This is a genomic window from Acidobacteriota bacterium, from assembly GCA_016196065.1.
In the GTDB taxonomy this organism is placed as follows: Bacteria; Acidobacteriota; Terriglobia; order Terriglobales; family Acidobacteriaceae; genus Acidiflorens.
Window position 1 is genome coordinate 251,891 of the sequence record JACPYL010000025.1, and the last position, 22,975, is coordinate 274,865.

At 57.0% G+C, this 22,975-nt stretch carries 20 protein-coding genes; 4 read left to right on the top strand and 16 right to left on the bottom strand.

The window, feature by feature from the left end; genetic code table 11:
• Positions 1 to 29: 29 nt before the first annotated feature.
• From HY010_18840 to HY010_18855, 4 genes are all read right to left on the bottom strand, one after another.
• Positions 30 to 1,556 carry a D-aminoacylase gene (locus tag HY010_18840; GenBank protein MBI3477796.1) on the bottom strand — a complete coding sequence of 509 codons (1,527 nt, stop codon included), beginning with the start codon at positions 1,554 to 1,556 and terminating at the stop codon, positions 30 to 32.
• A gap of 137 nt (positions 1,557 to 1,693) precedes the next feature.
• Entirely contained in the window at positions 1,694 to 2,761 is a 1,068-nt protein-coding gene (locus HY010_18845) for a 6-phosphofructokinase (protein ID MBI3477797.1), read from the bottom strand.
• Between the two features lie 133 nt (positions 2,762 to 2,894).
• Positions 2,895 to 3,578: an Ig-like domain-containing protein gene (locus HY010_18850; protein MBI3477798.1), complete on the bottom strand. Its 684-nt coding sequence runs from the start codon at positions 3,576 to 3,578 to the stop codon at positions 2,895 to 2,897.
• A 277-nt stretch (positions 3,579 to 3,855) separates the two neighbouring features.
• Positions 3,856 to 4,296 (bottom strand): DUF2203 domain-containing protein, encoded by a 441-nt coding sequence (locus HY010_18855; protein MBI3477799.1) that lies wholly within the window; start codon positions 4,294 to 4,296, stop codon positions 3,856 to 3,858.
• Positions 4,297 to 4,416: 120 nt separating this feature from the next.
• On the opposite strand from HY010_18855, the gene HY010_18860 reads away from it, so the two are divergent.
• A complete protein-coding gene (locus HY010_18860) occupies positions 4,417 to 5,679 on the top strand; it encodes an MFS transporter (protein ID MBI3477800.1) in 1,263 nt (420 codons plus the stop codon).
• On the opposite strand, the gene HY010_18865 is transcribed toward HY010_18860, so the two are convergent.
• On the bottom strand, positions 5,680 to 7,608 hold the full coding sequence (locus HY010_18865; GenBank protein ID MBI3477801.1) for a winged helix-turn-helix domain-containing protein: 1,929 nt from the start codon (positions 7,606 to 7,608) through the stop codon (positions 5,680 to 5,682).
• A 235-nt stretch (positions 7,609 to 7,843) separates the two neighbouring features.
• On the opposite strand from HY010_18865, the gene HY010_18870 reads away from it, so the two are divergent.
• Positions 7,844 to 9,778 carry a beta-propeller fold lactonase family protein gene (locus HY010_18870; protein ID MBI3477802.1) on the top strand — a complete coding sequence of 645 codons (1,935 nt, stop codon included), beginning with the start codon at positions 7,844 to 7,846 and terminating at the stop codon, positions 9,776 to 9,778.
• Positions 9,779 to 10,027: 249 nt separating this feature from the next.
• Positions 10,028 to 13,357 carry a TonB-dependent receptor gene (locus tag HY010_18875; GenBank protein MBI3477803.1) on the top strand — a complete coding sequence of 1,110 codons (3,330 nt, stop codon included), beginning with the start codon at positions 10,028 to 10,030 and terminating at the stop codon, positions 13,355 to 13,357.
• Here the strand turns inward: HY010_18875 and vanZ are convergent.
• Together vanZ and guaB are read right to left on the bottom strand one after the other, a co-directional pair.
• Complete coding sequence (vanZ, locus tag HY010_18880) at positions 13,341 to 13,817, bottom strand: VanZ family protein (protein MBI3477804.1); 477 nt, start codon at positions 13,815 to 13,817, stop codon at positions 13,341 to 13,343. The genes HY010_18875 and vanZ overlap by 17 nt on opposite strands.
• A gap of 14 nt (positions 13,818 to 13,831) precedes the next feature.
• Positions 13,832 to 15,340 carry an IMP dehydrogenase gene (guaB, locus tag HY010_18885; GenBank protein ID MBI3477805.1) on the bottom strand — a complete coding sequence of 503 codons (1,509 nt, stop codon included), beginning with the start codon at positions 15,338 to 15,340 and terminating at the stop codon, positions 13,832 to 13,834.
• A 205-nt stretch (positions 15,341 to 15,545) separates the two neighbouring features.
• Between guaB and HY010_18890 the strand changes: the two genes are divergently transcribed.
• Positions 15,546 to 17,228 carry a VWA domain-containing protein gene (locus HY010_18890; GenBank protein MBI3477806.1) on the top strand — a complete coding sequence of 561 codons (1,683 nt, stop codon included), beginning with the start codon at positions 15,546 to 15,548 and terminating at the stop codon, positions 17,226 to 17,228.
• 78 nt (positions 17,229 to 17,306) lie between these two features.
• Here HY010_18890 and rplQ read toward each other — a convergent pair whose 3' ends face one another.
• The 9 genes from rplQ to HY010_18935 form a co-directional block, all read right to left on the bottom strand.
• Positions 17,307 to 17,804, bottom strand: coding sequence for a 50S ribosomal protein L17 (gene rplQ, locus HY010_18895; protein ID MBI3477807.1), 498 nt, complete (start codon positions 17,802 to 17,804; stop codon positions 17,307 to 17,309).
• Positions 17,805 to 17,899: 95 nt separating this feature from the next.
• Positions 17,900 to 18,931, bottom strand: coding sequence for a DNA-directed RNA polymerase subunit alpha (locus HY010_18900; protein MBI3477808.1), 1,032 nt, complete (start codon positions 18,929 to 18,931; stop codon positions 17,900 to 17,902).
• Positions 18,932 to 19,122: 191 nt separating this feature from the next.
• A complete protein-coding gene (gene rpsD / locus HY010_18905; GenBank protein MBI3477809.1) occupies positions 19,123 to 19,752 on the bottom strand; it encodes a 30S ribosomal protein S4 in 630 nt (209 codons plus the stop codon).
• Positions 19,753 to 19,895: 143 nt separating this feature from the next.
• A complete protein-coding gene (gene rpsK / locus HY010_18910) occupies positions 19,896 to 20,336 on the bottom strand; it encodes a 30S ribosomal protein S11 (GenBank protein ID MBI3477810.1) in 441 nt (146 codons plus the stop codon).
• Between the two features lie 60 nt (positions 20,337 to 20,396).
• On the bottom strand, positions 20,397 to 20,783 hold the full coding sequence (gene rpsM / locus HY010_18915; GenBank protein ID MBI3477811.1) for a 30S ribosomal protein S13: 387 nt from the start codon (positions 20,781 to 20,783) through the stop codon (positions 20,397 to 20,399).
• A 92-nt stretch (positions 20,784 to 20,875) separates the two neighbouring features.
• Entirely contained in the window at positions 20,876 to 20,989 is a 114-nt protein-coding gene (gene rpmJ / locus HY010_18920) for a 50S ribosomal protein L36 (GenBank protein MBI3477812.1), read from the bottom strand.
• A gap of 76 nt (positions 20,990 to 21,065) precedes the next feature.
• Positions 21,066 to 21,284, bottom strand: a complete 219-nt coding sequence (gene infA, locus HY010_18925) for a translation initiation factor IF-1 (GenBank protein MBI3477813.1) — start codon at positions 21,282 to 21,284, stop codon at positions 21,066 to 21,068.
• Between the two features lie 113 nt (positions 21,285 to 21,397).
• Entirely contained in the window at positions 21,398 to 22,165 is a 768-nt protein-coding gene (gene map, locus HY010_18930; GenBank protein MBI3477814.1) for a type I methionyl aminopeptidase, read from the bottom strand.
• 25 nt (positions 22,166 to 22,190) lie between these two features.
• Positions 22,191 to 22,892 (bottom strand): adenylate kinase, encoded by a 702-nt coding sequence (locus tag HY010_18935; GenBank protein MBI3477815.1) that lies wholly within the window; start codon positions 22,890 to 22,892, stop codon positions 22,191 to 22,193.
• Positions 22,893 to 22,975 lie beyond the last annotated feature (83 nt).

Here is a 22,975-nt window from a genome sequence, read left to right on the forward strand (position 1 = left end):
AGAGAATGGCCTTAATCCTCGTCAATCGACTACCGCTTGACCATCTTCACATGACGCAATACCCGGCCGGGATGGGCCCCCGTCACTTTGCCGCCGTCTACCACCCATTCGCCGGCCACCATCACATCGGGGATCCCTTTCGGTGCGGCTTCAGGCTGCTGGATCGTAGATTCATCGATTACCGTCTCTGGATCAAACACGACGAGATCCGCAACGTACCCGGGTGCAATGCGGCCTCGATCCTTCAATCCCAATTGTGCTGCCGGCATCATGGTCATCTTGTGGATCGCTGTCTCCAAGGGAAGCACGTGCTGCTCGCGGACGTAGCGTCCCAACACTCGGGGAAACGCTCCAGCCCCACGCGGATGCGCGCCATGGAGGGCTCCGTCACTGCTGAACATCACGCGCGGATGCGCGATGAACCAGCGCACATCGTCTTCCGTCATGGATGTACCAATGACTTCTTCCTGCTCTCCACCTTCCTTTGCGGAGCTGGTGGCCTTGATCATGCGCATGTACGCTTCGACCGGGGTCACGCCCCAAAGCGCCGCGATCTGGGCCAGCGTCTTCCCCGCCACGGTCGGATCCGGAACATACTTCGGGATCATCAGATTTGCTGCACCACCGTTGTCGGCAATTCCCTTCGCCACTCTTTCCGGATTGTAAAAATCGCGGTCGGTCACGAGCACTCGCAGCGTGGAATGCCAGTACGTGTACGGATAGACATCGGCCTTAAGGTCGACGCCTTGTTTTTTTGCATTCGCAAACACGCCGGGCATGCGCGTTGCCGCCATGTGCCAAACCTGCGGGCTCGCGAGTTTGATGTGCGTGATCTCAACCGGAACCCTGCCCTCACGGCCGATCCGCGTGATCTCCTTGAAGGAGTCGAAAACGAAGTTCCCTTCGTCGCGAACGTGACTGATGTAGAAGCCGCCTTTGTACGCCGCAACTCTCGACAACTCGATTACTTCTTCGGTGGTGGCGAAGTGTCCTTCTTCATATTCCAATCCACTGGAGAGACCGAACGCGCCCGCTTGCAACTCCTTTGCGAGCAAGTCTCTCATTTTCTTGATCTCTTCCGGCGACGACGGACGAAACAAATCCTTGCCCATCACCTGGGCGCGAATCGTCGCGTGTCCCACCATGCTCGCGAAATTGATCGCCGCGGGAGTCTTTTCGAGATGCGCAAAGAAATCAGCGAGTGGAAAATTCGACTCTCCATCCTGCCCGACAAATACGGTCGTAACGCCCTGGCGCGTCACGCTGGCGGCATTGAGATCGTCAAAAATTCCACCGTCATGGTGACTGTGCATGTCGATGAAGCCAGGAGCCAGCGCCAATCCATGCTCGTCGCGGACGACCTCACCCTTTTGGGGCGACAACTTCTTTCCAATCGCAGCAATGTGGTCGCCCTTGATCCGGACGTCCGCTCGTACGGGCTTCTTTCCGCTCCCGTCGTAGAGCAGAACGTTCTTGATGAGAACGTCGGAGGCAAAACACGAAGCGGTACACGCAACTACCACACAGGCAACCAGCTGCAGGGATTTCATTCGCATGAGAAATGCCAACCTTCTCCAAAGGAGTATGAACGCAGAGTATAGCGCGGGGGCAAAACGACCGTAGGCAAGAAGTCAGCTTCCAGTTTTGTGGCGGTTTACCTCTGCAATCTGACCTTTAACCTCTGACCTTGCACTCAATCTCCGAAACTGATTCCGACGGCGCGCGCGGCTTGCACGATTTCGCCTTTTGGATCGACGGTCTTAAGACGTCCCACCGCATCCACGATGTTTACGGCGCGAATGCATTCCTGCTGCAGGCAAACCATTTTCCCGAAGCCACCCGTAGCAATTAAGTCGACAGCTGCGACGCCGAAGCGAGTCGCGAGGATTCGGTCGTAAGGCGAAGGCGATCCTCCGCGCTGAATATATCCCAGCACGCTGACGCGGACTTCCTTATGCGACAAGAGGGCAATCGCATCGCCAACCAGGTTGCCGACTCCCATCGTGCGCGACGACAGATGCTTCATCTCCGCCGGCAAATGAACTCCTTCTGCAACCACCACAATGGTGAAGCGCTTTCCGTAACGCTCACGGAGCGCCAGGTGCTCGCAGATTTTTTCCAGGGTGAACGGAATTTCGGGAATCAGAATGATGTGTGCGCCGCCAGCGACACCGGCTTCGAGCGCGATCCAGCCCGCATCGCGTCCCATCACTTCGATGAGCATCACGCGATGATGCGATTCCGCGGTGGTGTGAATCTTGTCGACGGCATCCGTGGCCGTATGCAGCGCGGTATCGAATCCGAAGGTGACCTCAGTGGCGCAGAGATCGTTGTCGATCGTCTTGGGCACACCGACAATCTTCAATCCCTCGAGATGCAGCTCCTGTGCGATCTTCATCGAGCCATCGCCGCCAATCGAAATGATCGCGTCGATGCCCAGCTTGCGCGAGTTCGCAATGACTTGCTGGGAGATGTCGCGCTGCACTTCTTGCCCGTTCTCCATTGCTTTGTACTGGAACGGACTGCTTCGATTGGTCGTGCCCAGGATGGTCCCACCCCGCGGCAAGATTCCGCTGACGTGTTTCAGCGTGAGCTCAAACGATCGCTCCGGCCAGATCAGGCCGTCAAAACCGTCGGGAATTCCGATGACTTTCCATTTGTATTTCAGGATGGCAGCTTTCACCGCCGCGCGAATGACAGCATTGAGGCCGGGAGCATCTCCACCCCCGGTGCAGATACCGATACACCGAATGTCGGACATGGCTAGAGATGATGATAATCCCTCCATTGTTGGAGGTCACCTTGAATGGACGTAGCAAAACTAACCAAACGTAACTTCCCCGGCGATCTCCAACCCGCGACCACACACGTTATTGGCCGAGGCTATCTTCCGGTCACGGGCCCGGCGTCACGTCGATGTTCGCAGTAACGGGGGTGAGTTTGGGATACGTAACGGTTAAGACGTAACTGCCCGTCGTCGTATTCTGGTCAATCGTGCAGACTGCCGGAGAGGAAGTAGCATCGCAGTTAATCGCGCCCGCCGTCGGGGTCGGTGTGACCAGCCACGTAGCCACAGTGGTAACGTCGACCGGTTGGCTGTTGGAAGTACCCTTGGCGTAGTAGTCCTGACTTCCGCCAACCGTGGTTTTGACGCTCCACGTCGCAGCGGGGCACGTTCCAGTATTGAATGTACCCGTGCAGACTGTAAGACCGCTAATGTCGCCAAGAAATGCGGTGGCTGTCGCGGTTGCGTTCAGACCCTGAGCATCGGCTGTCAGCTGTGTCGTTCCAACAGCGTCGCCGCTCATTACGCTCGTACTGGGGTCAATCGTCACGATCCCTGTGGGCACGGTAGACCAGTTGACTCCACTCTTCACTTGCTTGCGAGTTCCATCGTCATAGGTGCCGAACACCGACAACTGCTGTGTCTTACCGACTTCCACCTGCGGCGAAGTGGGAGAAATAGTAATGCCTGTCAGTGTCGGGTCCACGAAGAACCCTTTACAGCTGGCGCCAATAGCCAGAGCTACAAGCACAACAAAAGCAAGCGTAAGCGGCAGTTTGCGCCCGGTAAACATAAGTCGTCGCCTCAGATAGCGTGATTTTAGCAGAACCCGCGGCCCTTGCCCGGTTGCCAGTAGTGCATTTTTGGAGTCATGCCACAACACGGACACTGCAGGCCTCCTGCTTTGACAGGGAACGGCTACCTCGGGCGAACTTGCAGACGTTCTTTGCCCAAAAATAATCGTAGAGACGGGGCTTGCCCCGTCTCCGCCAGCGGCATCTAGGAAGCAGGCATAGGAGACGCGGCAAGCCGCGTCTCTACGATTATTATGTTTGAAGTTTCTTGGAAAATTAGGTCGACCGCTTTTTCCCGGCATTGGCGATGCGCTCGTCGATCGGCTTCCGTCCGGCGAATCCGGAGTTGGTTTCGTGCCAGAACCCGATCTTCTCTTCGCCCAGTTTCCAGCAGAGCAAGATGATCTCTCCCTCCACTTTGCATGGGAAGTCGAGAAGTCCGATATCGAGGTCCTTCACCTGCACGCCGGTGGCGTCGATTTCCGAGACGGCGTCCTTAATTCGCTGGATCGCCTTCTCCCGCGACGCCTTGCGCGCCGCAAGATGAACCACGTTCACCAGAGTGCCACCATTCAAGAAAATCCGGTGCACAGTTTCCTGCACTTCCGCGTCAACTTCTTCGATCAGCTTCTTGCCCTGAATGGCTTGCCGCAAAAGGGACTCCAGCACGGGCAGCAGCATCTGGGCTTCGTCGAGATTGAAGGTTCGGTCAGACATCCGGATCACTTCATTGTATTGCATCGCGCGGAAGGCGTCGTTGGTCGCTCGTCGTTCGTCGTTCGCACTGCTCGTGATGAAGCCTCGCCTGACCCTTGCGTGATATGTTCGGAATTCAGCATGGACACAATCACGCCGACTCCGTCTGAATCAACGCCCCGCAACATTTATGCGTTCGGACTGACTTCGCTGCTGAACGATACGGCGAGCGAGATGGCCTACTGGGTTTTGCCTGCATTCCTCGCCTCGATCGGCGCCGGACCAGCGCAACTGGGCATCATCGAAGGCATCGCTGAGAGTGTCGCATCCATCGCAAAGCTTTTTTCTGGATACCTAGCGGATCGCCTGCCGCGCCGGAAGCCTCTGGTCGTTGGCGGATACGTGGTTGCAAACGCCGTAAAACCGCTGCTTGCCCTGGTTTCTTCGTGGTCGCAAGTCCTCGGAATTCGCTTCGCCGACCGGTTTGCAAAAGGGATTCGTGGCACCGCACGCGACGTGATGGTTGCTGAGTCGGTAGACTCCTCGCGCATCGGCGCGGCCTATGGGTTGATCCAGGCCCTGGACTCAGCCGGAGCGATCTTCGGCCCGCTCGCCGCCCTTGCCCTGATCGGAACCTTCGGCATGCGTGGCGTCTTTTGGGCCGCTGCGATTCCCGGAGGTCTGGCCATTCTGGTGGCCATCTTCGGAATTCGCGAAACTCACCACCGCGAGTCCAAGTCTCAGACGGAGATTCTTTCTTCGGTCGATGACAAACACAGCGACGCTGCCGCTCGCACTGCGAAGATTTCCACACAGGCGGCCGCGCTATCCACGCCTCGCCTTCCCACACCTTTCTATTACGTGCTTTTGGTCGTCACGCTATTTTCCATGGGAAATTCCAGCGACATGTTTCTCATCTTGCGGGCGGGGAGTATCGGGATTCCGGTATCGCAGGCACCTTTGCTGGGATTGGTCTTCAACATCACCTACACACTGCTTTCCTGGCCGGCGGGAAAATTTAGTGACCGTTTCTCCCGCTCCACCATTGCCGCGGCGGGATATTTCGTGTTCGCGATCGTGTATCTGGTCTTCGCGCTCGCGCCTTCCCAATTGGCAATCTGGACGTCGATGGCTTTCTATGGCCTTTTCTATGCGCTGACGAATCCGGTGCTCAAAGCACTCGTGGTGGAAACGGTTGCGCCCGAAGTCCGCGGCCGGGCGCTGGGCATCTATTACTTCCTGACCAGCGTTACCACCCTTTTCGCCAGCGTGATCACAGGAGAACTGTGGAAGGTGTACGGCGCGCGCGTTCCCTTCTATCTGTCAGCAGGAATCGCCGCCGTCTCTGCGTTGCTTCTGCTCGCGCGTCCAAAGCGAAAAACCGGAACCGCAAGAGCGCGGTAATTAGGAAGTCGGCTGCACCGGGCCATTCAGCCCGGCGCGCTTTAGCAAGTCCTGAAAGCGACTGTCGGCGCGCAACCGTTCGAAACATGGATCGACCTTCAGGTAGCGTACATACGGATCTCGGGCCGTAAGCGCTTTCTCCAGAAGGTTCAGGGTGACCTGATCTTTTCCCAGCCCGCTGTAAACCAGCGCTACGGCAAGCGGGCTTACATCGGGTATCGCTTTCAGTTCCCTGATGGTTTTCTCCGCTTCCTGGGTCCGTCCACTTACAGCATAGGCGTAGCCGAGAAATCCGATCGCGTACTTGTTGCCGTTGTTGGCGGCAATCTGGCGGCGAAATTCTTCAATGCCTTCTTCATGAAGGCCCTTTTCGCGGTATGCGATGGCGAGCACGTAGTGTGCGTCGGCAAAGTTGGGATCGAGCTGAATGGCCCGCCGGCACTCGAGAATAGCCATTTCAAACTGCCTCGCAAACACGTATGCAGCGGCAAGGTTCACGACCACCGGCGCAGAAAGTGGATCGACTTCAACTGCGCGTTTGGCTTCTTCGATGGCCTCCTGATGGCGCCCCATGCGAGAAAGGAAGTGAGAGTACCAATGGCGTGCTTGCCCGTAGCTGGGATTCAGATCGATCGCCTTCTTGTATTCCGTCTCGGCGCCGGCCCAATCCCAATCGTAGTCTTCGCGAATGGAGGCCATGGCGGTGTGCGCCTCGGCCAGATTCGGATTCAATTCGAGCGCTCGCTGTGACGCCGCCCGCGCTTTGTTCAATGTCTCGGTCGCGGGATACAGTCCGGAGTAGGGCAACAGATTGTATCCCTGTGCAATTCCAGCCCACGCGAGCGCGTAGTGCGGGTCTTTCACGAGCGCCTGTTCGAACAGTTGAATCGCGCGCAGCGTGTTCCCTTCGTTGAGCTTTGACAGGTTGTAGTTGCCTTCCAGATAGAGGCGGAAGGCTTCTGAGTCACGCGTATCGGCAGGCAGAGCTTGTTCACTGGGAGGGATTCGCAACCGCATGTGTTGCACGGTTTGCGACGCAATTTCATCCTCGATGCCCGCGAGTTGCGACGTCTTGCGGTCATAGCGTTCGCCCCAGATTGTATGGTTGTCGGTTGCGTCGACCAGTTCAATGCCGATGTGAATCGTATCTCCATCGGGCCGCAAGCGGCCGACCAGTACCGCTCCCACTCCTAACTCCTGCCCCACGACGCTGGCGTCTACGTGCTGGCTCTTGTAACGGAAGCTGGAATTCCTCGACATCACGCGCAGTTCGGTGAACCGGGACAAGGCGTGAATTACGGATTCGCCCAGGCCATCGCTTAGATACTCCGAGTCGGACCGGTCGCCAATGTTCTCAAAAGGCAGCACGGCGACGGAATAGTTGCCAACCGCTCCCGGCCCGCGAAAGAGCGAAGGAATCATCGCCACTGCGAGCAGTGGGATCGCCAGAACCGCAACAACGTATTTCTTGCGTGTCCCAAGCCAGCTGACCGCCCAGTGAAATTGCCGGCTCGTGGTGGACGAAACCTCTGCTTGATCAGCAGCCGCGGGGCTACTCTCCCGAGAAAGTTCCAACGCCGACTCGTCAGTATTGATACTTTGCACGGGCGCTATAAATCGGTAGCCACGCCGTGAAAGGGTCTCGACAAAACGAGGACTCTCAGCCGAATCTCCCAGCGCATCGCGCAATTTGTTGATGGCCTTGTTCAGGCTGTGATCGAAGTCGACGAAGACGTCGCTGTCCCAGAGATGAGACTGCAGTTGCTCGCGCGTCACGATTTCGCCAGGACGCTCCAGCAGGAGCATCAGCAGCCGCAGGGGTTGACCCTGGAGCTTGATTCGCAGGCCCTGTTTTCGAAGTTCCTGGCGCTGCAGGTCCACTTCGAAGACACCAAAACGCCATTTCTTTCCGGAACCAGAACTCGTCATCGTTGGGTTGCAAGGGGGGAGTATCGCGGCTTGAGCGGCCCATCCAGTCTCGGACGACCTCTCAAGTTGCTGGGGACAATACATCCTAACCTACTAGATGTCAACACCTTGGCAGGGGAGAGTTATTTACCCTGCGGGGTATTGATCACGCCTTCGCGCTCCGGTAAGACTCCGCAATCGCTTCGCCCGCGTGGGGACAACTGACGGTCGGAGTTTTTCACTCACAGGAGAAATCATGCCACGAAGTCAAGTTCGAGGGTTGACGTTCGCCCTTCTGATCGTCACGTTGTTTCTAGGCGGCTGCAGCAACGATCCAAGCGCTCCCGCCGCGGTTTCAGTCTCCGTGACTCCAACTACCGTCTCGGTACAAACCGGACTGACCCAGCAATTCACGGCAACCGTAACCAACACCTCGAATACCGCCGTCACCTGGCAGGTCAACGGTGTAACCGGAGGAGACGCCACCAACGGGACGGTCTCAGCTTCCGGACTCTATGCTGCGCCCGCGACTGCGCCCTCTCCCGCAACAGTCACGGTGACCGCGGTTTCGCAGGCTGACAACACGAAGTCAGCATCGTCTACGGTAACGGTAATCAATCCGCCGCCAGTGAGTGTGGTGGTAGCTCCGCAGACCGCGAGCGTTGTCGTGGGGGCCACGCAGCAATTCACCGCCACTGTCACCAACGCGAGCGACACCAGCGTGACCTGGCAGGTGAACGGCGTTACCGGGGGAGACGCCACGCACGGCACGGTTTCTGGAACCGGACTTTACACGGCGCCAGTCGGCGTTCCGAGTCCTGCCGACGTAACGGTGACTGCGGTATCGGTCGCCGACCCAACCAAGTCCGACAGCGCGACCGTGACCGTGACCTCGGCTCCTGTGATTACGGTGACCATTGCGCCCAAGACTGCCAGCGTCGCGGTCACCGCAACGAAGCAGTTCACTGCGACCGTCACCGGAACCGCCAACACGGCAGTCACCTGGGACGTCAACGGAACTGCCGGCGGTGACGCAACTCACGGCACGATTTCAAACACCGGACTGTACACAGCCCCCGCCGCAGTTCCGAGTCCCGCAACCGTGAGCGTAACGGCCACTTCTGTTGCCGACAACACCAAGTCCGATACGGCGACTGTCACGATCACAAGCGCGCCGCCCGCCAACCGGTTCGTGTATGTAGGCAGTTTCCCCGACAGCACCATCAAGATCTTCTCCGTGAATGACACAACCGGCCTTCTGACCGCGGCTGGAGGTATCTCCACCGGCGCGAACACGAACCCCGGCTTCCTTGCGATGCATCCTGGCGGAAAGTTTCTGTACAGCTTGAATCGCGGCGCAGCCAACATCGGCATCTACAGTGTGAACGCGACGACGGGTGCTCTGACAGCCGCGGGAACGGCGGCCGCAGATACCGATCCGTTCTACATGGTCTTCTCGCCGGACGGGAACTTTGCCTACGTCACTTGCGACACGGCGTCGATGCTGTTCGCATTCTCGGTCAACACGACGACCGGCGCACTGACGCAGGTCTCCGGATCACCCTATGCGATGGGCGGAGGACGCGTCCGCGGACTCGCCGTCACACCCAACAATAAGTATCTCTACGTGACCGATCGCGACGCGGATAACATCCAGGCGTTCGTGATCGCGTCCGGAGTGCTTAGCCCGGTTGCCGGATCGCCCTTCCCCGCCGGCACCGCAGTTGGGACCGCGGTTGCCGATAGCCAGAGCAAGTATCTCTACGTCGGCAACCGCGACGACAATAACGTAGGCGGCTATAGCATCAACAACTCCACCGGCGCCCTTACTGCCATCAACACGTATCCCTCAGGGGGAACACAGACTTCGGTCTGGACATTTGATCCTTCTGGAACTCACCTGTACGGCGGCAACGCCGTCAGCAACGATGTCCTGGCATTCACGATCAATGCGAATGGCACACTGACTGCGGTCGCCGGAATGCCTTTCACGACGAACACCGAACCCGGCGGAGGCGGACTCCATCCCAACGGAAAGTTTGCCTACGTCGTCAACCAGGTTTCGGAGATCTCAGTGACTCCTGGAGCGATCACCATCTACTCGGTGGACTCGACGACCGGAGTGCTGACTCAGATCAGCAGCATGGCGAGCGGATCAAACAATTCGGCGGGATTCGCCATCACACCATAACCCTCCCCGCTTTGTAGCGAACAGACTGGGCCTTGCTTACCCAAAAGCAGGGCCCGGTCCTTTATTTTGCCTCGATCTCTCAACGAAACGCAAGACTCACGCATCGATACTCTTTTTCTACTATTGTCCTCCGACTCGCCGTTCCCAATAATCAACCAACTTTCGTGGGGAAGTCTGCGCTTGCCGCGGACGACCGTATTCCATCTAGACGTGCAGCGACGCGCCACAGCGCCAAGGGAAACAAAACTAATGACCCGTCTCAAGATTGAGCTCTATCTATCCATCGCGATTCTTCTGGTTGGCAGCGCTTTGGCCCAGCAGATCACAGGCAGCATTCGAGGAACGGCAAACGACCCCAGTGGCGCCATCGTTCGCGATGCGATCGTGACGGCCACGCAGGTCGAAACGTCGCGGACACGCACCGCTGTCACGGATCATGACGGCAACTACGTCATCCTGGAACTGCCCGTGGGCCACTACCGAATTGAAGTCGCAGCCAAGGGCTTCCAGAAATATGTTCAAGAGGGGATCTCGCTGAGTGTCAACGAGACTCTGTCAGTGCCTGTTCGTCTCGCCGTGGGGTCGGAGACGGAAAAAGTCGTCGTCACGGCGGATGCGCAATTGATCCAGCAGACGGTCACGAGCCTGGGGAAGACGGTATTGCAGCAGGAACTCCTGGACCTGCCCTTGAATGGACGCGACTTCTCAACACTCGGACTACTCCAACCCGGAGTCGTGCCACTGACACCCGGACTTCGCGAAGCGGGCGGGATATTGCGTGGCAAGCAAGGCTATGCGGTGAACGGCCAGCGGCCGGAGTCCAACAACTTCCTCATTGATGGCGCCAGCAACTTCAACGGTGTGGATGCTGGCTTCGTACTGCAGCCGCCCGTCGATGCGATCGCCGAATTTCGCATTCTGACACACAGCGCAAACGCCGAGTTCGGCCACAGCACTGGCTCGACCACGAATATCATCACCAAATCAGGATCCAATCGCTTTCACGGCGCACTCTGGGAGTTCCTGCGCAACGACGCTTTTGATGCCACCAACTTCTTTGCTACATCCGCTGAACCTCTGAAGCAGAACCAGTTCGGTGCGAGTATCGGTGGACCGATCCGCAAGGACAAAACCTTCTTCTACGGATACTACGAGGGGTTCCGCAATCGACAGGGAGTAACCCAGGGATCCACCGTGCCGTCACTGGCGGAGAGGCAGGGCGACTTTTCCCAGCTGTGTCCGGAGGACGTCGGGTTTGATCCTGAAAGCGGGATTTGCCGGAACTTTAATCCGGAGCAGGGCGATCTTGGAGGACAGCTGGTCAACCTCTTCAGTTTCACGCCTTATCCGTTCAACCAGTTCACCGACTACAACCCGGATTCTCAGTTCCTACAGAACCTCCTGGGCCTTTTCCCGGAGCCGAACAGTGGAACGAACACCGACAACTTCACGGTGACGCGCCGTGATGACAGCAACCAGTTCGGAATCCGCGTCGACCATTACCTCAGCCCCAAGGACACGTTAAACTTCCGCTACTCGTTCAATGACGGAACCGCTTTCGATCCGCTCTCTCCATCGGGAGCGAGCGTACCTGGATTTCCAATCGGCGAAACATTCCGCGCCCAAAACTTCGTGACCACGGAGACGCACACCTTCTCACCGTCGATGATTGGCGTTTTCCGCTTCTCCTTCCTGCGCAACAAATTTCTCCACGGGGAGAGGACCAACCACACGACGCCGGGCGATCTGGGCTTCGGATACGATCCCAGCCTGGAGGCCGCCGTGGGACCGCCCTTCATCCAGGTAAATGGCTATACCACGGTTGGCGATCCGATTACGGGCCCGCGAAACACCTATCAGAATACGTTCGACTACTCGGGCGCACTCACGTGGATTCGCGGCCGCCATGAGATCAAATTCGGTGGGGGGTACCAGCGGGCACAGATCAATGTTCTGCAAGGTATCGCCACCAACGGATTCTTTGTTGTCGCTGGCTTCCCTATTTCTGATCCCTTTGCGAGCCTGCTCTTTCAGCAGCCCGTCTTCTTTCTGCAGGGACGCGGCGACTTCGGGCGCGGCATCCGTGGCAATGCCTTCAACTTCTACGGTCAGGATACGTTTCGCCTCTCCTCGCGCCTGACACTGAATCTCGGAGTCCGTTACGAAGTACCTTCCCCCTACACCGAAATTCACAATCGACAAAGCCTCTGGGTGCCGGATGCGCAATCGAAGGTCTTCCCGAATGCTCCTGCCGGTCTGCTCTATCCGGGTGACCCGGGAGTGCCCGCCGGGTTGATTCCAACATTCAGAAAGGGATTTGCTCCGCGCGTTGGCTTTGCCTGGGATCCAACAGGGGCTTCCAAGTGGCTGGTGACGTCGTCGTATGGAATCTTCTACGAGCCCTACTACACGGGCCAAGGCGGTCCCCTACAGGCGCCGATCAGCGCACCTCCCTACCTGCAAACGGCTCAGATCAACCTTCCAAACTTCCAAAATCCATTTGCCCCAGACGGCCCGCCGCCGCCGGGAACGTTTGTCACTCCGATGACGAACCTGACTTTGGCGCGCAACCTGCCTTTGCCGTACGCGCAGGATTGGGACTTGAACATTCAGCGCTCATTCGGCAACGACTTTCTTGTGGAAGTTGGATACGTCGGAACCAAGGGCACGAAACTACCGCGCTTTGTGGAAGGCAATCCGGCTGTATTCATTCCCGGCGAGTCTTCTCCCAACAACGTCGACCAGCGCCGCCTCCATTCGGGTTGCGGACTTGAGGATCCAGAGAGCGACTGTGTCTACGCTTCCACCGGGTTGATCACCGGCAATACGAATTCTTCTTACAACGCACTGCAAGCGAGCGCCCGCAAGCGTTTCAGCCACGGCGTGTCGTTCCTGGCTTCGTATACGTATTCGAAGTCAATCGACTACGCTTCGTCATTCAACATGACAGGATCAGCCTCGAAGCCAGTGGCGGGCGAGAACGATCTGGCGCAGGATCCCTTCAACCTCGCCGCAGAGCGCGGCCGGTCCTTGTTCGATTCCCGGCACCGTTTCGTACTGAGCTACGAATGGAGCCTGCCGTTCTGGCAGAAGTCCCATAATTGGTATCAGTACGCATTCGGCGCGTGGCAGGTCAATGGCATCTTCACCGCTATGTCGGGAACGCCTTTCACGGTGTTCGACTCCAACGACTACTCTCTACAGGGCGGGGCACCAGAAATTACCGGCTTCACCGCCAACCGGCCGAACCTGGTGGGCAATCCGAACGCAGGACCGAAGACGACAACGGAGTGGTTCAACATCGACGCCTTCGCGAAGGTAACCGATCCCGGAACCTTCGGGACCGCAGGCCGCAACATCGTGCAGGGCCCACGCTACACCAATTGGGACTTCTCCGCGTTCAAGAACTTCAAGATCAAGGAGTCGAAGGAATTTCAATTCCGGGCGGAGTTCTTCAACGTTCTAAACCATCCAAATTTCCGGATTCCCGACAGCGATATCAGTTCGCCGACATTCGGAAACATTCAGGCAGCACAGAGCCAGCGAGTGATTCAACTGGCGCTTAAGTTTCTTTATTAACCGGCGCAGGCGCTCGCTTACGGAGGGCAAGATAGGCGAGCGCCAGCGCTGCGAGTCCAGCCGTACTATCGAGAAGAATGTCCCACGGCGTGCCGGTTCTCGACGGAATGTAGCTCTGGTGCCACTCGTCCATCGTCGCGACAAATGCCGTCCCCAGCCACGCAAACACAGGAAGCAATCGCATCCGCTCCGGGCGATTTGCAAAAGTCATCCAAAGGCCACGCAGCAGCAGAAGTCCCAGCATAGCGTAGCCGACCACATGCCCTGTCTTGCGCAGGTAGTGGTGCCAGTAATCGAACTCGTAAGGATTGATAAAACCAAAAATGCGCGTCAGCAGGTCATACAGCATGCTGCCGGTATTCTGCGAGGACAGGTAGTCCGTGGATTCGAACGTGATGAGGCCGATCCATACGATAGCAGGCCACCACGCTCGGGCTAGATTGGGACGGGCACTTGGCAAGTTCAGGCTCTTCCCTATTCCAGCGCGTAATTCGGAGCTTCGCGAGTAATGATGACGTCGTGAACGTGGCTTTCGCGCAGGCCCGCCGAACTGATGCGCACGAAGCGCGCTTTCTGTTGTAGATCCGGAATCCCGGGACAGCCGCAATATCCCATGCCCGATTTCAGGCCGCCCACCATCTGCGTGACAATCATCGCCACCGATCCGCGATACGGTACACGTCCTTCGATGCCTTCCGGCACCAACTTCGAGAGCCGGTTCGACTCTTCACCAATCGCGGGCATCGGAATAGAGGAGTCGCCATCGGAGTTTTGGAAATAGCGCTCGCTTGAACCCGCCGCCATCGCGCCTAACGATCCCATGCCGCGGTAGGACTTAAATGTGCGGCCTTGATACAGAATCAGTTCGCCCGGACTCTCGTCCGTTCCGGCAAACATGGAACCAATCATCACCGCAGACGCACCAGCGGCCAGCGCTTTCGTGATGTCGCCGGAATACTTGATCCCGCCATCGGCAATGATCGGAACATTCGTATCGCGCGCCGCCCGCGCCGCCTCGGCGATCGCCGTAATCTGCGGCACGCCCACGCCGGTGACTACTCGGGTCGTGCAGATCGAACCCGGACCAATGCCGACCTTGATGCCATCCACGCCCGCGCGAATCAGTTCGCAAGCGCCGTCGAAGGTTGCGACGTTGCCGGCAATCAGGTCCACTTCCGGCAGGAGCGCCTTAATCTTCTTCACAGCCTCGACAACCAGCATCGAGTGTCCATGTGCGCTGTCGATGGCGAGAACGTCCACCTTCGCATTGACCAATTCTCGCGCGCGATCCATGAAATCGCCGGTCGCGCCGATCGCTCCCCCAACTCGTAAGCGCCCGTGACTGTCCTTGGCCGCGCCGGGATACTTCAATTTCTTCTGAATGTCCTTAACTGTGATCAGACCCTTCAGGTTGTACTTGTCGTCGACCACCAGCAACTTCTCGACGCGATGCTCATGCAGAATCTCTTCGGCCTGCTCGAGCGTCGTTCCCACCGGCACAGTGATCAGGTTTTCCTTGGTCATCACCTTGCTGATGGGAATATCGAAGCGCGATTCGAAACGCAGATCGCGATTCGTCAGGATGCCGACCAGTTTTCCGCCTTTTTGGGTGATCGGGACGCCCGAAATCTTATATTTCTTCATCACGTCGAGTGCGTCAGAAACCTTGGCATCAGGTGACATGGTGACGGGATCCACGATCATCCCGCTCTCGGAGCGTTTGACCTTGTCGACTTCATTGGCCTGTTGCTCGATGGTCAGGTTGCGATGAATGATGCCCAGTCCGCCCTGTTGCGCCATGGCAATTGCCATATGCGATTCCGTGACCGTGTCCATGGCAGCGCTGACGATGGGAATGTTCAGGCGAATGTTGCGGGAAATCTGAGTCTGCGTATTGGTTTGAGACGGCACAACTTCGGAGCGAGCCGGTAACAGCAATACGTCGTCGAAAGTAAGAGCCTCGGGAACCGGAAAATGGATCATAAGAATGTTGGGGTGTTTTCTATTGTAGGGAGCCGAAACGGATCAGGCAAATGGGATGTTCCACATATCGTCGGTGGCGAGTCGCAGCGGTGATGGTCGGGAATGCCATCCTTAACAAAAAAGCTGATGTGCCTTGATTGCCAAATTGCATAAAACAAGATAAATTCCCCTATTCCCCTATGTTCCGCCCTACCGTGGAGGTTTCATGTCGCGCATCCGGCAGTTACGCTACTTCCTCGCCCTGCTCTTAGTTTTCGATCTATCTGCAGGGCCAACGCTGTTGTGCGCGCAAGAGGCGCCTGCGGATATTCCCCCGATTACGATCCGCACGAATTCGCGGCTCGTCATGGTCGACGTCGTAGTCACCGATAAGAAGGGCCAGCCGGTCACGGGACTCAAAGCAGAAGACTTCACCGCAGAAGAAAACGGCAAGAAGCAGAAGATTTCTGTTTTTGTTCCACCCGGCGCCGCCAGCAGGACCGCGAGCACGCCTCCGCCACCAGGAGTTTTTTCGAACCACCCGGAAAATGTGAGCCCGGCAGGCATACCCACGGTATTGCTTCTGGATGCTAATTCGCAGTTCAAGGATCAGGCGTACGCCCGTTCGCAGATGTTGAAATATGTGCTGGAACAGGGGCAGTCCGGCCGGCCGATGGCGGTCATCACTTTGACCGACCGTTTACGCGTTCTGCAGCAGTTCACCAGTGACCCGCAAATTCTGCTGCAGGCTATTAAGAATCTGCGGCCAGAGCAACCGATTCTGCAACCCGGTATCGCTTTGCCTGCGTCGGCGGCTGCGGCAGGAGGCGGAGGCGGCCCAGGCGGGACCATGGCCGCGTTGATTGCCAACGCCCAAGCGGCGATTGCGGGCTTCGCGAACCTACAAGTCGGCTATGTCCTGGAACGGCGTACCGTCATCACCGTTGACGCAATGCGGAGTCTGGCTCGCATGCTGGGAGGCTTGCCGGGCCGTAAGAATGTAGTGTGGCTCACCGCTGACTTTCCCTTCGACTTGCACCCGGAAGACCGCAATATGACCGACGAAGAATTGATGGCGAGCCTTCCCGGCCAGGGACGCGAGAGATCTGTGGACGTCAACGCTTCCGGCTCACAAGCAGCTCAGGCGCGGGAATTGCATGGCCAGGAAATCCGTGATGCCGAATGGCAGCTCGCGAGTGCAGGAATCGCCATTTATCCGGTCGACATCCGTGGCATCATGACGAGCGGCATAGACGTTGCCAACACAGGAACGATGCAGGAGATTGCTTCCGAAACCGGCGGCAAAGCCTATACCAACCAAAACGATATCAAGTTGGGCATCGCATTGGCAGCGAGTGACGAAAAGGCGTCCTATTCGATTGGATACTACCCTGATAACAAGAAATGGGACGGAAAGTATCGCAATATCAAAGTGAAGGTGGCGCAAGGCGATATCCAGTTGCGTCACCGCAAAGGTTATTTCGCTGTCGATCCCACTCAAGCCAAGAACCACAACTTTGAACAGGACGTTTCCGCCGCTCTCGACGTTAATGCTCCTGCCACTCAGATAACATTCATGGCCCAATCCAAACCCACCGACCCAGGCAAGATGCGCGTGGTCTTCCTGATCGATGCACACACTCTGACCGCAGAGGACTCCAGTGGCAGTAAGAAAATGAACGTCACTATGTATGCAAGTGTCTACGATCAGAACGGGAAAAACATGGGCACGCGTACCACAAAGGTCGATCGCAGTTTCGACGCCGCCACTTATCAGCAAATTCTTGAAAAAGGGATGTTGGTTCCCATCGACATGGATATCCCCGCCGGCGGCAAGGAATTGCGCCTGGCAGTGCTCGACAACAAGACAGGACTGATTGGCACCGTGACCGGCCCTCTCGGGCCATAGTTCCTCTTGTCACAAGCAAAGAAAAAGGGCGTCCTCGCGGACGCCCTTAATATTGTGGCCAAAACCCGTTTGCTAAAACTACTCTTTCTTGTCTCCGCCCTCATCTGGCGGTGCGCCTGCACCCTGCTGTGCCTCGGCTTCTTCCATTGCCTTGCGGGTTTCTTCGGCACGCTTGGCACGGACTTCGGCACGTTTCGTCCGCTTTTCGTCGAGCACCTGTTCGCTGCCCAGCAGTTCAATGAATGCCGTGTCAGCGCCATCGCCCTTGCGCCAGCCGGTCAGGACAATCCGTAGATATCCGCCCTTGCGATCGCCAAAGCGCGGAGCCACGGTATCGAACAGTTTGGTGACAGCGGCTTTCGTCATCAGGTAAGCTGCCGCCTGCCGACGCGCGGCCAGATCGCCCTTCTTGCCGAGCGTAATCATCTTCTCGACCAGCGGACGTACTGCTTTGGCCTTGATGGCCGTCGTCTCGATCCGTTCTTCCATGATCAACGACGTAACCATATTCCGGAACAACGACCGCCGATGCGATGTGTTCCGCCCGAGTTTGAATCCCGCAACCTTGTGACGCATGGTAAACCTCAGTGGCTCGTGATTAGTGATCAGTGGTTAGCGGCCATGCGGTGGTCTCTACTAGCCACCAATCACTGACCACTAACCACTGGTTCCTATAGGTCGTTATCCCCGTATGCTGATGCAGGCAGCACCTGGTTCGAAGTCGGTCCGGGTACGGCGTTACCGTGCTCGTCGATCTTCATGCCCAGGCTCAAGCCCATCGAGGACAGAATTTCTTTGATCTCGTTCAGCGACTTGCGTCCGAAGTTCTTCGTCTTCAGCATCTCGGCTTCGGTCTTCTGCACCAATTCGCCGATGGACTGAATATTCGCATTCTTCAGACAGTTGTAGCTGCGCACCGAAAGTTCGAGTTCCTCGACCGACCGGTTGAGATTTTCGTTCTTGATCTCCGGCTTGCGCTCTTCGTTCGAAGACGCAGTTTCGATTTCTTCTTCGAAGTTGATGAAGATATTCATGTGATCCTTCAGCAACTTCGCGGCGAGTCCGATGGAATCCCCGGGAGTAATCGAACCATTCGTCCAGACTTCGAGTGTCAGCTTGTCATAGTCGGTGATCTGTCCGAGACGTGCTGCTTCCACGGTGTAATTGCACTTGCGCACCGGAGAATGCACGGAGTCAATGGGAATGAAGCCGATGCCGAGATCGTCTTCGAAATTCTTGTCGGCCGCGACATAGCCGCGCCCACGCTTGAGGCGCATTTCCATGTCGAGCTTGCCGCCTTCGCTTACGGTCGCAATGTAGACTTCCTTGTCCAGAACTTCCACATCGCCGTCGGCTTCAATCATGCCGCTGGTGACAACACCGGGCTGATCCGCGCGCAGGTAGATCGCTTTCGGTCCATCTCCCGCCAACTTGAATGGAATCTGCTTCAGGTTCAGGATGATGTCGGTCGCGTCTTCAACCACGCCGGGAATCGACTGGAACTCGTGCAACACTCCATCGATCTTCACGGCCGTAACCGCCGCCCCTTCGATCGAACTCAGCAACACGCGTCGAAGCGCATTTCCGATGGTTGTTCCGAAGCCACGTTCAAAAGGCTGCGCCCAGAACATTCCGTACTTGTCGGTGAGGCCGGTAGCATCGCTTGCCAGCCGTTTCGGTTTTTGAAAACCCTTCCACAACATTGGTAATTCTCCTCTCGGCCATATGGCTTCGCGACGGCTCTCCGAACCGGCCTGGTACTAAGTTCGGATCAAATGCCGTTGCGAGCTGATCTGGCACGAAACAGGCCAAAAACTCGCTGTTCGTCGTTCGCTTTCCGTCTTTCGCGACTCGCTGGTCTTAGCGAACAGCGAAGGACGAACGACCAACGACGTTACTTGCTATACAACTCGACAATCAGCTGCTCATTGACTGGCAACTGGATGTCTTCGCGTCTCGGCAGCGCCGTCACGCGACCTTTGTAAGCATCACGATCGACTTCCAGCCAAACCGGAGCGGGCTGATGACTTGCGAATTCCTTGGCCACTTCGAGGATGGAAACCTTGTGGCTGCTCTCGCGAATCGCAATCTCCTCGCCGACCGTGACTTCGTACGACGGGATATTCACTTTCTTGCCATTCACCAGTACGTGTCCGTGACGGACAAGCTGCCGTGCCTGGCGGCGCGAAATGCCGAAGCCAAGGCGGAAAACAACGTTGTCCAACCGGCGTTCCAGCGACTCAAGCAGCTTGGCGCCGGTCACGCCCTGGGACTTCACGGCGTTCTCGAAGTAATTCCGGAACTGGCCTTCCTGGGTAAAGTAGATGCGCTTGGCTTTCTGTTTTTCGCGCAATTGCAGGCCGTAACCTACAACCTTGGTCTTCTTGTCTTTTCCGTGCTGGCCGGGAGCGTAGTTGCGCTTCTCGAGCGGACATTTGTCCGTGAAGCACTTTGGGCCTTTCAGGAAGAGCTTGATGCCTTCCCGTCGGCATAGACGACACACTGCATCGGTATAACGGGCCAAGTTGTTCTCCTTCTTTAGATGACCGGTTTACAGGTTTGGCTTCACCCTTCATCCCGGACCAAAATCATAAAATCAGTGGTTGGTGATTAGTGGTTAGTGGCTAGTTTTTTAACCACTAATCACCAACCACTAACCCCTCGTTCTTACACTCTGCGGCGCTTCGGCGGTCGGCAACCGTTATGTGGTATGGGGGTCGAGTCCTTGATGGACCGGACTTCGATTCCCGCTGCGGCCAACGCACGTACTGCAGACTCGCGGCCCGAACCCGGACCGCTCACCTTCACATCCACGCTGCGGACGCCATGATCGCGCGCCATGTTGGCGGCGTTCATCGCAGCCTGCTGCGCTGCGAACGGAGTGCCTTTGCGCGATCCGCGGAAGCCGAGCGATCCTGAACTCTTCCAGGCCAGCACATTGCCGCTGGTGTCCGAGATGGTCACGATCGTGTTGTTGAAAGAGGCCTGCACGTGCACCAGACCGTGCGGAACGTGTTTCCGCTCTTTCTTCTTGAAAGTCTTCTTCTTGCCTTTTTTGTCGGGTGCCGCTGCGCCCGCTGCTCCTGCTGCCGCTGCCGGTTTTGCCATAGTAGCCGTTAGCTCCTAGCCACTAGCTCCTAGCTAAAAGCCAGAAGCCAGAAGCTGTTCTTAAGTCTTTGTCGCCGTCTTTTTCTTCTGCGCAACCGTTCCCTTGCGCGGACCCTTACGGGTACGGGCATTGGTGTGGGTGCGTTGTCCGCGGACGGGCAGATTGCGGCGATGCCGGAATCCGCGATAGGAGCCAATTTCGATGAGCCGCTTAATGTTCATCGAAACGTCTTTGCGCAGATCGCCTTCCACCGAGCCTTCCGCTTCGATGACCTGGCGGATGCGGTTGACTTCGTCTTCGCCCAGATCCTGGACTTTTTTCGTCGGTTCAACATTCGCTTCGTTCAAAATATGAGCCGAACGCGAGTTGCCGATTCCGTAGATGTAAGTAAGCGCGATGTTCACGTGTTTGTTACGTGGAAGATCGACGCCGGCAATACGAGCCATATGTTTCCGAACCCTTTCCCGCTAACGCTCAGCGGCTTCGAGCTTCGAGCTTCGAGCGTTTTTTGGCTCGCAGCTCACGGCTCGCAGCCGATTCATCCCTGACGTTGCTTGTGTTTGGCAGTCTCGCAAATCACCCGTACCACACCCTTGCGGTGGATGACCTTGCACTTATCGCAAATTTTCTTTACCGATGCTCTTACCTTCATAACCAGTTCTCAGTTCTCAGCTGTCAGTTCTCAGCAACCCCAGATCCCTCGCTTCGCTCGGGATGACAGCCTGAAATTATTTGTAGCGATATACGATCCGCCCACGATTCAGGTCGTACGGAGAAAGTTCGACCGCGACTTTGTCTCCCGGCAGGATGCGGATAAAGTTCTTCCTCATCTTCCCGGAAACATGCGCCAGTACCTGGTGTTTGTTTTCCAACTCCACCTTGAACATGGCATTCGGCAGGGGCTCAAGCACCACTGCCATGACTTCAATCGCGTCCTCTTTACTCATCGACCCCCTGAACCAGTTCTCAGTTCCCAGTTCTCAGTTCTCAGAAAAACCCAGATCCGCGAGTTCTCTGGTTTTACCGAGAACTGAGAACTGGGAACCGAGAACTGATTTCTTTACTGGGTCAAAATCATCGGGCCCTGTTTGGTAACCGCTACACAGTGCTCGAAATGTGCGCTGTAGCTGCCATCGACGGTTACGGCAGTCCACTTGTCGCCCAAAACCTTTGCCTCGGGACGTCCCGAATTCACCATTGGCTCGATCGCCAATACCATTCCTTCGGTGAGTTCGATGCCCTGGCCCTTTTTGCCGAAATTCGGAATCTGCGGCGCTTCATGCAGTTTTGTTCCGATTCCGTGCCCAACAAACTCGCGCACTACGCTGAAACCGTTTGCCTCAACGTATTTCTGGATCGCCGATCCCACATGCCCGATCGTATTGCCGATCCGTGCTTGCTCGATTCCCTTGTACAACGAGGCTTCCGTAACCTCGAGCAGCTTCTTCAATTCGTCCGTGAGCTTTTCACCCACCGGTACGGTGATCGCGGCGTCTCCGTAGTACCCGTCGAGCACCACTCCACAATCGACGGACACGATGTCGCCCGCTTTCAGCACCCGCTTTTCAGACGGGATCCCGTGCACAATTTCTTCGTTCACCGAAGTACACAGCACACAGGGATAACCGTAGTATCCCTTGAACGCCGGTTTGGCTCCCAAGTCCGTGATCAGCTTGTCGGCTGCTTTTTCCAGGTCCATGGTCGTGGCCCCCGGAGCAACCAGCGTTTTCACGTGGTCCAAAACCTGACGAACCAGTTGTCCGCTGCGCCGCATCTTCTCGATCTCTTCCGGCGACTTGCGAACGATTTTGTCGTCTCCAAAACTCATGATTCCGGCTATGCCGTTCCGTCCGTTACTCGCATCCCGCGTGGCTCTCAATCGCCGCGAAGATGTCGGCTGTTACCTCATCCATCGAGCGATCCGCGTCCAGCGGGATCAGATTGCCCTTGGCCTGGTAGTACTCTGCGACCGGCTTGGTCTGGATCTCATACGCCGCCAGACGGGGCCGTATGACCTCGTCGCGATCGTCATCCCGTTGGACCAGCTTGGAACCGTCCAGGTCGCACAACTCGTCGACGTGAGGCGGTTGAGTGTGGAGGTTGTAAATCCGCCCACAGGTTGGACAGGAACGTCGCCCGGTAAGCCGTAGCAGTAATTGAGTATAGTCGACATCCATCCGGATCACAACCGGCGAACACTTCTCCAACTTGTCAAAGAGCTCTTGTGGCAGATAAGCATCCAGCCATGCTGCCTGGGCGGCGGTCCTGGGAAACCCGTCCAGAATGAAGCCTCGCTGGCAATCCGGCTGAACCAGCCGGTCTGCAACGATGCCATAAAGCAACTCGTCCGGAACCAACTTGCCCTGTTCCATGAACCCCTTGGCTTTCCGTCCGAGCTCGGTGCCCCGGGTTACATGCTCCCGCAATAGGTCTCCGGTGGAGACTTGCGGGATGCCGTAATGGCTCACGATTCTTTTGGCCTGTGTTCCTTTACCGGCTCCCGGAGGACCCAGCAAAATTATCGGCCCGATCTTTGGTGTGCTAGCGTTGGCCATTCAAAATGGCCCCTTTAGTCGTATTTCCTCTCGCGGAGGGACCGCACACCCGCGCCCACAGAACTGTCGTGCCGGTTTTTACC

Coding starts and splice junctions, on each gene's coding strand:
- HY010_18840 (MBI3477796.1), bottom strand. CDS start 1,556: ATGCGAATGAAATCCCTGCAGCTGGTTGCCTGTGTGGTAGTTGCGTGT.
- HY010_18845 (MBI3477797.1), bottom strand. CDS start 2,761: ATGTCCGACATTCGGTGTATCGGTATCTGCACCGGGGGTGGAGATGCT.
- HY010_18850 (MBI3477798.1), bottom strand. CDS start 3,578: ATGTTTACCGGGCGCAAACTGCCGCTTACGCTTGCTTTTGTTGTGCTT.
- HY010_18855 (MBI3477799.1), bottom strand. CDS start 4,296: ATGTCTGACCGAACCTTCAATCTCGACGAAGCCCAGATGCTGCTGCCC.
- HY010_18860 (MBI3477800.1), top strand. CDS start 4,417: ATGGACACAATCACGCCGACTCCGTCTGAATCAACGCCCCGCAACATT.
- HY010_18865 (MBI3477801.1), bottom strand. CDS start 7,608: ATGACGAGTTCTGGTTCCGGAAAGAAATGGCGTTTTGGTGTCTTCGAA.
- HY010_18870 (MBI3477802.1), top strand. CDS start 7,844: ATGCCACGAAGTCAAGTTCGAGGGTTGACGTTCGCCCTTCTGATCGTC.
- HY010_18875 (MBI3477803.1), top strand. CDS start 10,028: ATGACCCGTCTCAAGATTGAGCTCTATCTATCCATCGCGATTCTTCTG.
- guaB (MBI3477805.1), bottom strand. CDS start 15,340: ATGATCCATTTTCCGGTTCCCGAGGCTCTTACTTTCGACGACGTATTG.
- HY010_18890 (MBI3477806.1), top strand. CDS start 15,546: ATGTCGCGCATCCGGCAGTTACGCTACTTCCTCGCCCTGCTCTTAGTT.
- rplQ (MBI3477807.1), bottom strand. CDS start 17,804: ATGCGTCACAAGGTTGCGGGATTCAAACTCGGGCGGAACACATCGCAT.
- HY010_18900 (MBI3477808.1), bottom strand. CDS start 18,931: ATGTTGTGGAAGGGTTTTCAAAAACCGAAACGGCTGGCAAGCGATGCT.
- rpsK (MBI3477810.1), bottom strand. CDS start 20,336: ATGGCAAAACCGGCAGCGGCAGCAGGAGCAGCGGGCGCAGCGGCACCC.
- rpsM (MBI3477811.1), bottom strand. CDS start 20,783: ATGGCTCGTATTGCCGGCGTCGATCTTCCACGTAACAAACACGTGAAC.
- rpmJ (MBI3477812.1), bottom strand. CDS start 20,989: ATGAAGGTAAGAGCATCGGTAAAGAAAATTTGCGATAAGTGCAAGGTC.
- infA (MBI3477813.1), bottom strand. CDS start 21,284: ATGAGTAAAGAGGACGCGATTGAAGTCATGGCAGTGGTGCTTGAGCCC.
- map (MBI3477814.1), bottom strand. CDS start 22,165: ATGAGTTTTGGAGACGACAAAATCGTTCGCAAGTCGCCGGAAGAGATC.
- HY010_18935 (MBI3477815.1), bottom strand. CDS start 22,892: ATGGCCAACGCTAGCACACCAAAGATCGGGCCGATAATTTTGCTGGGT.